We start from the raw sequence: 13,651 nt of genomic DNA on the forward strand, positions 1-13,651 counted from the left end.
AAACCCCTTAATCTTTTCGCAATAAGTTCCCTGTTTCCCATAAACATTTATTTTTTATGTCTTTGACATTTACCTCACTATCGTGGCAAAAATAATTTAACAGTCAGTAACATAGCGGTGTTGTTGACTGACCCTCCCCGCACAAGGATCGGGCAGGTTTCTTCAGAATTTAACCTATCAACCGTGATGGATTACTGGAGTCTGTTGACTAGGCTTTAAAAGCGCACAACACAAAAGCAGTCATCCACTTTTTTCAGGGTAAGCGACTATAACGAGGGCAAAGTTATGGGCATATTCGAGCATTACCAACAGCGATATGAAAAAGCGAGAGAAGAGGAATATACCATCCAGGAGTTCCTGGATATGTGTAAGCAGGATAAAGCCTGCTACGCCTCCGCAGCCGAACGTCTGCTGACCGCCATCGGTGAGCCGGAGATGGTAGACACCTCAGCCAACCCCAGACTGAGCCGACTCTTCTCCAACCGCGTCGTGGCACGCTATCCCGCCTTCAAGGATTTCTACGGGATGGAAGAGGCCATCGAACAGATCGTCTCCTACCTCAAACACTCCGCCCAAGGGCTGGAGGAGAAGAAACAGATCCTCTATCTGCTGGGCCCCGTTGGCGGCGGTAAATCCTCGCTGGCAGAGAAACTCAAATCCCTGATGCAGAAGGTGCCCATCTATCGTATCAAGGGCTCACCGGTCAACGATCACCCCTTCTGTCTGTTCGACATCGAAGAGGATGGGGAGATCCTGGAAAAAGAGTACGGCATCCCGCGCCGTTACCTGCGTCCCATCATGTCCCCCTGGGTGGCCAAACGCCTGCACGAGTTTGGCGGCGACATCACCAAGTTCAAGGTGGAGAAGGTCAACCCCTCCATCCTCGATCAAATCGCCATTGCCAAGACTGAACCCGGTGATGACAACAACCAGGACATCTCCTCACTGGTCGGCAAGGTCGACATCCGCATGCTGGAGCACTTCGCCCAGGATGACGCCGATGCCTACTCCTACTCAGGTGCGCTGTGTAAAGCGAACCAGGGGGTGATGGAGTTTGTGGAGATGTTCAAGGCCCCCATCAAGGTGCTGCACCCGCTGCTGACGGCAACCCAGGAGGGTAACTACAACGGTACCGAAGGGCTCTCAGCCCTCCCCTTTGACGGCATTCTGCTGGCCCACTCCAACGAATCCGAGTGGCAGCAGTTCCGCAACAACAAGAACAACGAGGCCTTCCTCGACCGGGTCTACATCGTCAAGGTGCCTTACTGCCTGCGCGTCTCCGAAGAGGTGAAGATCTACGAGAAACTGCTGATCAACAGCGAATTGACCGAGGCCAAATGCGCCCCGGGCACCCTCGAGCTGCTGGGCCAGTTCTCTGTGTTGTCACGGCTGAAAGAGCCGGAAAACTCCAGCATCTACTCCAAGATGCGGGTCTATGATGGCGAAAGTCTGAAGGACACCGATCCGAAGGCGAAGAGCTATCAGGAGTATCGCGACTACGCCGGTGTGGACGAGGGGATGAATGGTCTCTCTACCCGCTTTGCGTTCAAGATCCTCTCCCGCGTCTTCAACTTCGACCACGCGGAAGTGGCCGCCAACCCGGTGCACCTCTTCTATGTGCTGGAGCAGCAGATCGAGCGCGAACAGTTCCCGCAAGAGCTGCACGATCGCTACCTTGAGTTCATCAAGGGCTATCTGACCCCGCGCTATGTGGAGTTCATCGGCAAGGAGATCCAGACCGCCTATCTCGAGTCCTACTCCGAGTACGGTCAGAACATCTTCGATCGCTACGTCACCTACGCCGACTTCTGGATCCAGGATCAGGAGTACCGTGACCCCGAAACCGGCCAGTTGTTTGACAGAGCGTCTCTCAACAGCGAGCTGGAGAAAATTGAAAAACCCGCCGGGATCAGCAACCCGAAAGATTTCCGCAACGAAATCGTCAACTTCGTGCTGCGTGCCCGGGCCAACAATGCAGGCCGTAACCCCAACTGGACCAGTTACGAGAAGCTGCGCACCGTGATCGAGAAGAAGATGTTCTCCAACACGGAAGAGCTGCTGCCGGTTATCTCCTTCAACAGCAAAACCTCGGCCGAGGAGCAGAAGAAGCACGATAACTTTGTCGAACGGATGATGGAGAAAGGCTACACCCGTAAACAGGTGCGACTGCTCTCCGAATGGTATCTCAGGGTACGCAAGTCATCCTGACCCTGACTGTTCAAGGGGGAGTTATGGCGCATTTTATCGACCGCAGGCTCAACGGCAAAAACAAAAGCGCTGTCAATCGGCAGCGCTTCATCCGCCGCTACAAGAAGCAGATAAAACAAGCGGTCTCGGATGCTGTCTCCAAGCGCAGCATTCAGGACGTAGACAAGGGCGAGAGCATCAGCATCCCGACCAAGGATATCGGCGAGCCCCATTTTCATCAGGGGCACGGTGGTAAACGGGAGATGGTGCATCCCGGCAATGACCAGTTCGTCTCCGGCGACAAGATTGACCGTCCCAAAGGAGGGGGCGGTGGACAGGGTTCCGGCGAGGGACAAGCATCCAATCAGGGAGAAGGAGCCGATGATTTCGTGTTCCAGATCTCCAAGGATGAGTATCTCGATCTGCTGTTTGAAGATCTGGAGCTGCCCAGGCTGCAGAAAACCCAGCTCAACCAGCTCATGGAAGTCAAAACCTACCGTGCTGGCTACACCTCAAACGGGGTGCCCGCCAACATCAACGTGGTGCGTTCCCTGCAAAATTCGCTGGCGCGGCGCATGGCGCTGCAAGCGGGCAAGAAACGCCAACTGCACGAACTGGAAGAGCGGCTGGCTCTGCTGGCCACCGATCCCAACGAGCACTTTGCCGAAATAGCCCTGCTCGAGAAGGAGATCAGGGAGCTGAAACGGCGGATCGATGCGGTGCCGTTTATCGACACCTTCGATCTCAAATTCAACAACTTCGTCAAACGGCCCGTCCCCTCCAGCCAAGCGGTGATGTTCTGTCTGATGGACGTATCTGGCTCCATGGATCAGGCCACCAAGGAGATGGCCAAGCGTTTCTATATCTTGCTCTATCTGTTCCTGAGCCGGACCTACAAGAACGTCGAGGTGGTCTACATCCGCCACCACACCCAGGCCAAGGAGGTGGACGAGCACGAGTTCTTCTACTCCCAGGAGACTGGCGGCACCATCGTCTCCAGCGCCCTCAAGATGATGAATGACATCATCAACGAGCGTTACCCCGCCAACCAGTGGAACATCTATGCGGCGCAGGCATCGGATGGTGACAACTGGGCTGATGACTCACCGCAGTGCAGGGAGATCTTGGCGCGGGACATCATGCCAAGGGTGAGGTACTACTCCTACATCGAGATCACCACCCGTGCCCACCAGACCCTGTGGCACGAATATGAATCGGTAGCCAGCCAGTTCCCCCACTTTGCGATGGAGCACATTCGCAAGGTCGAGGATATCTATCCGGTGTTCCGCGAGCTGTTCAAGAAACAAGCGGCGTGAGGAGGTCACATGATCGAAACAGAAAAACGTGTAGCGCCACTGGATGACGGACCAGACTGGAACTTCGATCTGCTGGAGACCTATCACCAGGAGATCGCCCGGGTCGCCCGTTTCTACAAGCTGGATACCTATCCCAACCAGATCGAGGTGATCACCGCCGAACAGATGATGGATGCCTACTCCAGCGTTGGCATGCCCATCGGCTATCAACACTGGTCGTTCGGCAAGCGCTTTATCCATACCGAGCGCAACTACAAGCGCGGCCAGATGGGGCTGGCCTATGAGATCGTCATCAACTCCGATCCCTGCATCGCCTACCTGATGGAGGAGAACACCATGCCGATGCAGGCGCTGGTGATGGCACACGCCTGCTACGGTCACAACTCCTTCTTCAAGAACAACTACCTGTTCAAGGCCTGGACCGATGCCTCCTCTATCATTGACTACCTGCTGTTCGCCAAGAACTACATCACCCAGTGCGAAGAGAAGCATGGCATCGAGGCGGTGGAACAGCTGCTCGACTCCTGCCATGCCCTGATGAACTTCGGGGTAGATCGCTACAAGCGTCCCCAGAAGATCTCGATGGCCGAGGAGAAACGGCGTCAGAAGGCACGGGAAGATTATCTGCAGACTCAGGTCAACGAGCTGTGGCGTACCCTACCCAAGCAGCATAAAGCTGCCGGTGTGGAGGACAGGCGCTACCCCGCCGAGCCCCAGGAGAACATTCTCTACTTCATCGAGAAGAATGCCCCCTTGCTGGAGCCCTGGCAGCGTGAAGTGGTACGCATCGTGCGCAAAATCAGCCAATATTTCTATCCGCAAAAGCAGACTCAGGTGATGAACGAGGGGTGGGCCACCTTCTGGCACTACACCATCCTCAATCACCTCTATGACGAGGGCAAGCTGAGCGATCGCTTCATGATGGAGGTGCTGCACAGCCACACCAATGTGGTCTATCAACCGGCTTACAACAATCGCTACTACTCGGGGATCAACCCTTATGCGCTGGGGTTTGCCATGTTTACCGACCTGCGCCGCATCTGCGAGAACCCGACCGAGGAAGATAGATACTGGTTCCCTGACTATGCCGGCAGCAACTGGGTCGAAACCCTCCACTTTGCCATGCAGAACTTCAAGGATGAGAGCTTTATCAGCCAGTTCCTCAGTCCCAAAGTGATGCGGGATATGAAGCTGTTCGCCATTGATGATGACGATCTGAAGAACTATCTGAAGGTCTCCGCTATCCACAATGACGAGGGGTACCGTCAGGTGCGCAATACCCTGTCGGCCCAATACAACCTCAGCAATCTGGAGCCCAATATTCAGGTCTACAACGTGGCAGTAAAAGGGGATCGCTCCCTTACCCTGCGCTATGTGCCCCACAACCGAATCCCCCTTGGCGACTCTCGCCATGAGGTGCTCAAACACCTCCATCAACTGTGGGGATTCGACGTTGTGCTGGAACAGGATAATGGCGATCTACCTGCAGATATCATCGGCCGCTGCCCGGAGCGCAAACCTGGGATCTGACCCGTGATCAGATATCTCTACGGCCCACTTCGGTGGGCCATTTTTTCGGCCTTCGCCTCTGCCTGCATCATCGCAGCACCACCTGAATAACCCGAACAAACCACAATATAGAAAGAGGCCCGCATGGGGTGCGGGCCTCTTTGCCTTGCGGTCAATCTGCAGCGGTTATCAGTAGAAGGTCTGCTGCTCTGCGGCCATCGCCTTGAGACGGGCACAGGGGGCGAACCGGTCGCCGTGGCGCTTCTGGTAATACTCCAGACGGCCAACCAGATGATCGATCCCGAGCGTGTCCATATAACGGAACGGGCCGCCAAGGAAAGGCGGGAAACCGATGCCGAAGATGGCGCCGATATCGCCATCACGGGCCGACGCCACCACACCGCTATCCAACGCCATGGCCGCTTCGTTGAGCATCAGCAACACGCAGCGCTCGGCGATTTCCTGACGAGCCAGCTTGGCAGACGGCTTGATACCGAGCACGCCATAGACGCTCTCGTCCACCGTCTTCTTGCCCTCTTTGCCGGTCAGCTTGTTACGCGGTGCCGCCTTGCCATAGAGGTAGAAGCCCTTGCCATTCTTGCGTCCCTTGCGATCATTTTGCAGCAGTTTGTCGAACGCCTTGGGCGCCTGGAACTGCTCGCCGCCCAGCTCTTTTTCGAGAATGGGGGAGATCTTGGCCCCTACATCGATCCCCACCTCGTCCAACAAGGTGATGGGGCCAACCGGGAAACCAAAGTCCAGCAGCGCGCTATCCAGCACCTCCACCGGCTCCCCTTCCAGCACCAGTCTTGCCGCTTCATTCATGTAGGGGGCAAGGATGCGGTTGACGTAGAAACCGGCTTCGTCCTTCACCACGATGGGCGTTTTGCCCTGGGCGCGGGCAAAAGCCAGGGTGGTGGCGACCGTCTCGGCACTGGTGCCAGCGTGGGGGATGATCTCCGCCAGCGGCATCTTGTCCACCGGGCTGAAGTAGTGTAGCCCCACGACCCGCTCCGGATGCGCCGCCTCTGCCGCAATCTGGTTGATGGGCAAGGAGGAGGTGTTGGAGGCAAACACTGTGTGTTCACCGCACTCACGCTCCACGTCTTTCACCATCTGGTGTTTGAGCGCGAGATCTTCAAACACCGCCTCCACCACTATGTCGACCCGGTGAAAACCGGAGTAGTCGAGGGTACCGGTCAACAGGCTCATCTGCTTTTCCAATTCGCTGCGCAAGATGTGACGGCGCTTGAGCTTCTTGGCCAGAATGTCATAGCTGTAGCGCATGGCATTGCCGATCCCGGCGCTTGCCACATCCTTGATCCGCACCGGCACGCCCGCCTTGGTAGCGGTGACGAACGCGATGCCGCCCCCCATCAGACCACCGCCCAGCACGGCCGCGTGGCCCACCTTGCGCGGCTCGGCCCCCTGATAGGTGACCTCTTTCTTCATCTCGGTGGTGGCAAAGAAGATGGAACGCAGAGCGGCAGACTCAGCCGTCATCACCAGCTCGCCAAAGTGGCGGGATTCGGCGGCCAGACCGGCCTTCATCCCCTCCTCCACGCCGATGCGCACAACATCCAGGATCCGCTCCGGCGCCGGGTAGTTGCCACGGGTCTTGGCTTTCACCCCCTTGCTGGCCTGATCGAACAGCACCTTGCGACCCAGTTTGTTGGTCTCCAGCACCTTGCCCTGCAGATCCCGTTTCAACTGATGGCGCGGTTTGCCCTTCTTGGCGAGCTTGATGGCAGCATCCAGCAAGATTGACGGCGGCACCACATCGTCCACCAGCCCCAGTTTTTTGGCTTGTTTGGCCCGCACCTGCTTGCCGGTCAGCATCAGATCCAGCGCCTTGGCCACCCCGATAAGGCGCGGCAGACGCTGAGTACCGCCAGAGCCCGGCAGTAGACCGAGCTGCACTTCCGGCAATCCCAGCACAGATTTGCCATGATCGGTCACCACCCGCCCATGACAGGCCAGCGCCAGCTCCAGCCCGCCACCGAGGCAGGGGCCGTGAATGGCGGCGATCACCGGAATGGTCAGCCCCTCGATCTCGGCAAAGATCTCCTGCCCTTCTCGTGACAGGGTTTCCGCATCCTTGGCGCTGGTGCAAGCGGCCAGCATGGTGATATCGGCACCGGCGATGAAGGAGTCCTTCTTGCCGGAGGTGATCACCAGACCGATCAAATCCTTGTTGCGTTTCACCTCGGCCAGCACGGTGCGGATCTCCTCCACAAAAGCAGCCTTGAGGGTATTCATGCTCTCGCCCGGCACATCCATGGTGAGGATGCCGATACCATCTTTGCGAACATCCAGGGAAAAAGTCTTAGCGCTCATCATTCAACCTCCAACACCATAGCCACGCCCAATCCACCCGCCGCACAGGCGGTGTTGAGCCCCAATCCCCCGCCGCGACGACGCAGCTCGTGCAGGGTCTGGGTGATCATCCGCGCACCGGTCGCGGCAAAGGGGTGGCCATAGGCCAGCGAACCACCGAGGACGTTGAACTTGTCCATGTCCACTTCACCGATAGCCTGATCACGGCCCAACTTGTCACGGGCAAACTCGGCGCTGGCAAACATCTTGAGGTTGGCCAGGGTCTGGGCGGCAAAAGCTTCGTGCATGTCGATCAGGGTCAGATCGCTGAGCGTGATACCGGCTCTATCCAGCGCCAGCGGCGTGGCATAGGAGGGCCCCATCAGCATGTCTTGCCACACATCGATGGCCGAGAAAGCGAAACTACGGATAAACCCAAGCGGTTCGAGGCCCAGCTCTTTCGCCCGCCCTTCGCGCATCAACAGCACGGCAGCGGCGCCGTCAGTGAGCGGGGTGGCATTGGCAGCAGTGACTGTGCCATGGACTCGGTCAAACACCGGCTTGAGCTTGGCGTAGCTCGCGAGATCCGAGCTTTCACGGATATTGTTGTCCCGCTCGAGCGGCGACTTGTAGGGCGGCACATGGGCGGTAAACACCTCACCGCTGAGCTTGCCATCAGCCCAAGCCTGCGCGGCCAGAGTGTGGGAGCGGTGAGCCAGCGCATCTTGCGCCTCGCGGCTGATCTGGTGGCTCTTGGCCATCTGCTCGGCGGTCTGCCCCATGGAGAGGCCAGTAGAGTATTCCGCCACAGCGGGCGGCACCGGCAGCAGATCCTTGACTCGCAACTGGCGCAAAATATTGAAGCGCTGCTGCAGATTGCGCGCCTTGTTGAGATCCACTAAGGCGCGAGCCAGCTTCTTGCTCACCCCGATAGGCAGCACGGAGGAGGAGTCAGCACCGCCAGCGATGGCGATATCCACAGTGCCCGCCATGATGGATTCGGTGACGTTGGCCACCGCCTGAAAACTGGTGGCGCAGGCGCGGGAGACGCTATAGGCATCGGTATTGACGCTCATGCCGGTACCGAGCACGATCTCGCGGGCAATGTTGGGGGCTTCCGGCATCTGAACCACCTGACCAAACACCAGCTGGTCGATAAGCTTGGGATCGAGATCGGTACGGGCAAGCATCTCGCTCACCACCAGTTTGCCGAGATCGACTGCAGGCACGCCATGAAAGGCGGTGGCCTGCTTGGCAAAGGGGGTACGCAGCCCCGCCACGACGGCAATCCGTTCGCCCTGGCGAGTCGTCAGTTTCAATGGCTGTTTCATCCTGGCTCCTTGGTTTAAAAGGCAGAGGTCTGACCTCATTGCGCCACATCTTAACAATCCAATCACAAGTTTCATACAGCTGATTGAAACTAAATTAAGCACGGCAAGCCCCCTTTGCTCGCCCTTGGGGAGCAACTGGAGTATAAAAAGATCAACTTCCATAAAAACAACGGGTTTATCGCATGGCAGCGGCCGAGTTCAGAGCACTTAGGGACTATCTTGGCAGTCAGATCCTGGGGCAGGAGGAGCTAATAGAAGGGCTCCTGATTGCCCTGTTATGTGAAGGACATGTGTTAATCGAAGGGGCTCCCGGCCTTGCCAAAACCCGCGCCGTCAAGGCGCTCGCTGGCGCCGTCGAAGGGCGCTTTGCCCGTATCCAGTTTACCCCCGATCTGCTTCCCGCCGATCTCACCGGCAGCGAGGTGTTTCACCCGCAGGATGCCAGTTTTGTTTTCCAGCCAGGCCCCCTCTTCAACCATCTGGTGCTGGCAGACGAGATCAACCGGGCGCCAGCCAAGGTACAATCAGCGCTGCTGGAAGCCATGGCCGAACACCAGATCACCGTGGGCAAAAAGAGCTGGCGGCTGCCACCTCTCTTTATGGTCGCCGCCACCCAGAATCCTATCGAGCAGGAGGGAACCTATCCCCTGCCGGAGGCGCAGCTCGACCGCTTTCTGCTCAAGTTGATGGTGGATTACCCGAGCCCCACCATGGAGCTCGCCATCTTGCAGCTCAACGCCAGCGGCGAACAGCTTGGCGCGGCACCAGTGACCCTGAGTCAGACCAGCTTGCAGCGTGCCCGCAGCGAAGTGCTGGCGGTAACCATGCAAAGCAGACTGGAGCACTATCTGGTGGAGCTGGTCTGCGCCACTCGCCCGGGCAGCGGTCTTTGCCCTGCCCTTGAGCCATTGATTGCCGTGGGGGCAAGCCCCCGCGCCACACTTGGGCTGGCTCGCTCCGCCCGCGCCCGAGCCTGGCTTGCCGGACGAGATTATGTGCTGCCGGAAGATATCCAGCTGCAAGCCTATCCGGTGCTGCGCCACCGCCTTATTCCCAGCTATCAGGCACTGGCCGACAATCTGGATAACGATATCCTGATCGCCCAACTGCTGGATCAGGTGCCATGTCCCTAGCGCCGGAGCTCCATCCCGATATCGCCCTGTCGCTGCCACGGCTGCTCAATATCCGGCTATGGGCCAAGGCCAGGAAGCCACCTCACGCAGGCAGAAGCAGCAGCGAACGCGGCAAACCGGGCCGATCTCCCGGACTCACGTTTCGGGAGCTGCGCGCCTATCAGGCTGGTGACGAGGTACGCCATATCGACTGGCGAGTGACCGCACGCCTCGGTCGTCCCTTTACCCGCCTCTATAGCGAGGAGCTGGATCAGGCGCACTGGCTGCTGCTCGATCTCTCTCCCGCCATGTATTTCGGCTCCACACTGCAGCTCAAAGCGCGCCTCGCCTGCGAGCTGGCGGCAGCCTTGATCTGGCAAGGGGAGAAGCAGCACAACACCCTGATCTGCCACGGGCTTACCCCCCATCACCAGAGCCAGCGCGGCAGCGTGCTGCCCCTGCTCGAATCCCTCTGCCATCACTATCAGCAAGGGCTGGCCCGCCGGGCGCTTTCTCACTCGCTGGCCGACACCTTGTCCGGCGTGAAGCTGCCTCACGGAGCCAAGCTGACGATCATTACCGATCACAGACCCTGCGAGTCGGCGCTCTGTCAGCAACTGCAACAACTCTCCCTGCGCCACGATATTCACTATTGGCAGATCCGCGATCCCCTCGAGGCAGCCCTTCCCTCTGATGGCCAACTGCCGGTGGCCATTGATCGGCCAGGGCAGCACTATCAGGGCTGGCTGGATGGGGGCCATGCCGGTTTCTCCCGCCGCTACCAGCAAGCTGCCGAGCAGCAGCTGGCCTACGGCAAGCAGTTGCTGTTGCCATTGGTGCAGCGCCTCTATCTGCTCGATAACAACCAGACGCTGCAACAGCAGTGGCAGGAGGGACTATGTCATCAGGGATGATCTCCCCCGCCGAACTCGACAGCGCCAGTCCAGCCTCCGACGCCATCACTCCACCGCTGGCTGCCCTGATGCGAGACATCCACCCGGGGCCGGATCTGATTGAACAGAGTCTTGACCCCAGAGTGCTGGCGCTATTGTGGCTATTGATCACAGCGTTATTGCTGCTGCTGATCGTCCTGATTGCCAAGAGGGTGATACGTTACCGCCACTGGTGTCGTCAGCTGGAGGGAGATCCGGCACTGCTGGTGGCACGCATACAGGAGGCCCTACGTCATGAAGCATTGCAACGCTGGCCCGAGGCGCGCCAGCTTCAGGGAGAGGCGTGGCTCGCCTTCGTTGATCGTCACGGTGGCAGCGATTTTAGCCAGTTCTCGTCTCACTGGAGCAGTTGGCTCTATGGCAGTCAGAAGCCGAGCAGCGAGCAGAGCGAACAGCTTCGGCAACATTATCGCCGTTGGGGTCAAACCCTCTTCTTCCAGCTCGCCCCCCGCTCGAGGCGTAAAACCGCGCGGAGGCATCCATGATCCTGGCCTGGCCCTGGTTTGCGCTGGCGCTGGTGCTGCCCTTGCTGGTGCGCTTCGGCTTGCCGCCCCTGCGTCATGGCTATCTGGCTCACCCCGGGTTTGCGCTGCTGCGTCCTCAGGCCGGATTGCCGCTCTGGCGCGCCATGCTGCTCTGGTGCACCCTTATCCTCGCCCTCTGCCGCCCCCAGTGGTGGGGGGAACCAGTTATCCAATATGAGGGGAGTCGGGATCTGCTGCTGGCGGTGGATCTGTCAGACAGCATGCGCACCCCGGATATGCTCGACAACGGCGAGCAGCAAGCGCGGCTGACGGCGGTGCGCCAGCAGATCAAGGCGCTGATCGCCAAACGGGCCGGTGACAGGGTGGGCCTCATCGTCTTTGCCGATCACGCCTATCTGCTCTCTCCCCTCACCCAGGAGCTCCCGGCACTGTTGACCTTGAGCGACGAGCTCGATTTTGATCTGGTCGGCCGAACCACCGCCCTTGGCGAGGCGATCCAGCTGGCACGTCAGCATGGGGATCCTGATCGCCCCACCGCCCTGCTGCTGGTCACTGATGGCCGCAATACCGCAGGCAATGCCGACCCGCTGCAGGAGGCCAAACTCGCCGCAGCTCAGGGAATAAGGATCTACACGCTGGGGGTCGGGGCCGATCCCGATACCTTTATCCAACCCTACGATGAGGCGGGCAGCGGTCAGGCCGATCCCAGCAGCGAACTGGACGAGCCGCTCCTGAAAGAGCTGGCACAGACAGGCCAGGGGCGTTACTTTCGGGCACGCACCCAAAGCGATCTCGATGCCATCAACACGACTCTCAATGCCCTTGAACCGGCCCCCATGCCCGTTGCCCAGTACCAGCCGGTGATCGAGCTCTATCCCTGGCCGTTGGCACTGCTTTGTGGCTTGCTGCTTCTGCCGTCAGGGCACGGCAGACTGGAGTTTCGCACGGTGCGTAACTGGCTGGCACGAGGCGCACGCAGATGGAGTTGATCTTGCTCCGCCCCCTGTGGCTGATCGCACTCATCCCCTGGCTCTGGCAAGGGTGGCGCCGTCGTCGCCAGCCCCTGCTGCTCGCACCTGCTATGCAGGCTTATCTGCTGCCAGCATCTCGTCCTCAGCGCCCCTGGCTCTGGCTGGCAACCCTGCCCGTGATTATGGCCCTGAGTGGTCCAGCACTGCGCGGTGAGCTGCAACAGCAGCCTGCGGCACCGCTCGATATCTGGCTGCTGGACTTGTCACGTTCGATGACCGCCACCGACCTCAAACCGGATCGGGCGACCCGGGTCAGATGGCAGTTGCAGCAGCTGCTGAGCCGCGCCAAGGGCGAGCGCATTGCGCTGATCCTCTACGCAGGCGATGCTTACCTCGCCATGCCGCCAACCCGGGATCATCAGGCCCTTTCGCTGCTACTGCCCGACTTGCGCCCCGATATCATGCCGTTGCAGGGCAGCAACCCGGCACGGGCGGTGGAACTTGCCATGAAGCAGCTGGCCCCTGGAGAACAAGCGCGTCTGCTGCTGATCACCGACGACCTCACCCGGAATCAGATGACCCAAATCGCCGCCCTGTGGCCCTGCCAGCAACGCCTTCTTTGCCGCGACACCCAGTCGGCACGCCTCGATATTCTGCTTGCCAGCAGCGGTCAACCGGCCCCCATGCCCGCCATTCCGGCCAATGAGTTGGGGTTTGCCACCCGCATTCCCGCGCAGTTGCCCGCCCCCGATAGTCAGGCCATTGCCGCCATGGCCAATCGCCTCGGCGGTGAGCTGCAGTGGCTTGGCAACGACGTCCCCCGCTTTGCCCCCCTCCCCACCACGACCTCGGCCCTCACCCCGGCACCACTGGATCTTGGCCCCTGGTTGCTGATCCCCTTGTTACCACTGGCCTTGCTGGCCAGAGTCGGCGCCCGGTTGATGATAGCGCTGATGGTGGGAGCTCAGCTGCTTGCGCCGCAAGATCTGCAAGCCGCAGAGAAGGGAGATCTGCAAGCGATGCAGGCTTATCAAGAAGGGGATTTTCAGCGGGCTGCCCATACCTTCAACGATCCAGTCTGGCGCGGCAACGCCTGGTATCGGGCCGGAGCCTACCGGCAAGCCATCGCAGCCTATCAGGAAGCGACGAGCGCCACCGCCCACTACAACCGCGGCAATGCCCTGCTGCAACTGGGGGAGTTTGCGGCCGCCAAAGAGGCCTATCTGGCCGCTCTGGCACTTGAACCAGGCCATGAAGATGCGCTCTATAACCTCTCTCTGTTACAGGGCGCAGCGGCGGCTGCTCCCGATACCAGCAACAGCAAGCAACCCGAACCATCGGCTGCTCAGCAGGCGACGGCAATGCCCCTGCCTCCCTCGCCACCCGTATTGCTGCTGGAACAGCGGCTGCGCAAAGAGGCGCTGCGCCGGGACCTGATCAAAGTGGAGGAGCCCTGGTGACGCGGGCAGGA

10 protein-coding genes are annotated in these 13,651 nt (G+C 59.5%); 8 read left to right on the plus strand and 2 right to left on the minus strand.

Features of this window, described 5'->3' with window-relative positions:
• The first annotated feature begins 285 nt into the window (after positions 1–285).
• From ACTG27_RS06545 to ACTG27_RS06555, 3 genes are read left to right on the plus strand one after another with little or no spacing between them, the layout of a single operon-like run.
• A complete protein-coding gene (locus ACTG27_RS06545; protein ID WP_005333223.1) occupies positions 286–2,208 on the plus strand; it encodes a PrkA family serine protein kinase in 1,923 nt (640 codons plus the stop codon).
• 23 nt (positions 2,209–2,231) lie between these two features.
• Positions 2,232–3,503 (plus strand): YeaH/YhbH family protein, encoded by a 1,272-nt coding sequence (locus ACTG27_RS06550; protein WP_021230168.1) that lies wholly within the window; start codon positions 2,232–2,234, stop codon positions 3,501–3,503.
• Positions 3,504–3,512: 9 nt separating this feature from the next.
• Entirely contained in the window at positions 3,513–5,033 is a 1,521-nt protein-coding gene (locus ACTG27_RS06555; protein ID WP_201913877.1) for a SpoVR family protein, read from the plus strand.
• A gap of 168 nt (positions 5,034–5,201) precedes the next feature.
• On the opposite strand, the gene fadJ is transcribed toward ACTG27_RS06555, so the two are convergent.
• On the minus strand, positions 5,202–7,349 hold the full coding sequence (fadJ, locus tag ACTG27_RS06560) for a fatty acid oxidation complex subunit alpha FadJ (RefSeq protein ID WP_031227596.1): 2,148 nt from the start codon (positions 7,347–7,349) through the stop codon (positions 5,202–5,204).
• Positions 7,349–8,659, minus strand: a complete 1,311-nt coding sequence (gene fadI / locus ACTG27_RS06565; RefSeq protein WP_236317058.1) for an acetyl-CoA C-acyltransferase FadI — start codon at positions 8,657–8,659, stop codon at positions 7,349–7,351. The genes fadJ and fadI overlap by 1 nt, the downstream gene beginning before the upstream one ends.
• Before the next feature lie 182 nt (positions 8,660–8,841).
• On the opposite strand from fadI, the gene ACTG27_RS06570 reads away from it, so the two are divergent.
• Genes ACTG27_RS06570 through ACTG27_RS06590 form a run of 5 tightly spaced genes read left to right on the plus strand, consistent with a single transcriptional unit; the run spans position 8,842 to position 13,640 of the window.
• A complete protein-coding gene (locus ACTG27_RS06570) occupies positions 8,842–9,792 on the plus strand; it encodes an AAA family ATPase (protein WP_064341237.1) in 951 nt (316 codons plus the stop codon).
• Positions 9,783–10,685 (plus strand): DUF58 domain-containing protein, encoded by a 903-nt coding sequence (locus ACTG27_RS06575; protein ID WP_439979339.1) that lies wholly within the window; start codon positions 9,783–9,785, stop codon positions 10,683–10,685. Before ACTG27_RS06570 ends, ACTG27_RS06575 begins: the two co-directional genes overlap by 10 nt.
• A complete protein-coding gene (locus ACTG27_RS06580; protein ID WP_439979340.1) occupies positions 10,670–11,209 on the plus strand; it encodes a DUF4381 domain-containing protein in 540 nt (179 codons plus the stop codon). The genes ACTG27_RS06575 and ACTG27_RS06580 overlap by 16 nt, the downstream gene beginning before the upstream one ends.
• Complete coding sequence (locus ACTG27_RS06585; RefSeq protein ID WP_110303079.1) at positions 11,206–12,198, plus strand: VWA domain-containing protein; 993 nt, start codon at positions 11,206–11,208, stop codon at positions 12,196–12,198. The genes ACTG27_RS06580 and ACTG27_RS06585 overlap by 4 nt, the downstream gene beginning before the upstream one ends.
• Complete coding sequence (locus tag ACTG27_RS06590) at positions 12,189–13,640, plus strand: VWA domain-containing protein (protein ID WP_439979341.1); 1,452 nt, start codon at positions 12,189–12,191, stop codon at positions 13,638–13,640. The genes ACTG27_RS06585 and ACTG27_RS06590 overlap by 10 nt, the downstream gene beginning before the upstream one ends.
• Positions 13,641–13,651: the final 11 nt, after the last annotated feature.

Origin of the sequence: Aeromonas sp. 97A (genome assembly GCF_051919185.1) — a bacterium.
GTDB classification, from domain to species: domain Bacteria; phylum Pseudomonadota; class Gammaproteobacteria; order Enterobacterales; family Aeromonadaceae; genus Aeromonas; species Aeromonas veronii.

Bases quoted from the DNA above. Each gene is read 5' to 3' on its own strand.
- ACTG27_RS06570 (WP_064341237.1), top strand. From the start codon at position 8,842: ATGGCAGCGGCCGAGTTCAGAGCACTTAGGGACTATCTTGGCAGTCAG.
- ACTG27_RS06545 (WP_005333223.1), top strand. From the start codon at position 286: ATGGGCATATTCGAGCATTACCAACAGCGATATGAAAAAGCGAGAGAA.
- ACTG27_RS06550 (WP_021230168.1), top strand. From the start codon at position 2,232: ATGGCGCATTTTATCGACCGCAGGCTCAACGGCAAAAACAAAAGCGCT.
- fadI (WP_236317058.1), bottom strand. From the start codon at position 8,659: ATGAAACAGCCATTGAAACTGACGACTCGCCAGGGCGAACGGATTGCC.
- ACTG27_RS06590 (WP_439979341.1), top strand. From the start codon at position 12,189: ATGGAGTTGATCTTGCTCCGCCCCCTGTGGCTGATCGCACTCATCCCC.
- ACTG27_RS06585 (WP_110303079.1), top strand. From the start codon at position 11,206: ATGATCCTGGCCTGGCCCTGGTTTGCGCTGGCGCTGGTGCTGCCCTTG.
- ACTG27_RS06575 (WP_439979339.1), top strand. From the start codon at position 9,783: ATGTCCCTAGCGCCGGAGCTCCATCCCGATATCGCCCTGTCGCTGCCA.
- ACTG27_RS06555 (WP_201913877.1), top strand. From the start codon at position 3,513: ATGATCGAAACAGAAAAACGTGTAGCGCCACTGGATGACGGACCAGAC.
- fadJ (WP_031227596.1), bottom strand. From the start codon at position 7,349: ATGAGCGCTAAGACTTTTTCCCTGGATGTTCGCAAAGATGGTATCGGC.
- ACTG27_RS06580 (WP_439979340.1), top strand. From the start codon at position 10,670: ATGTCATCAGGGATGATCTCCCCCGCCGAACTCGACAGCGCCAGTCCA.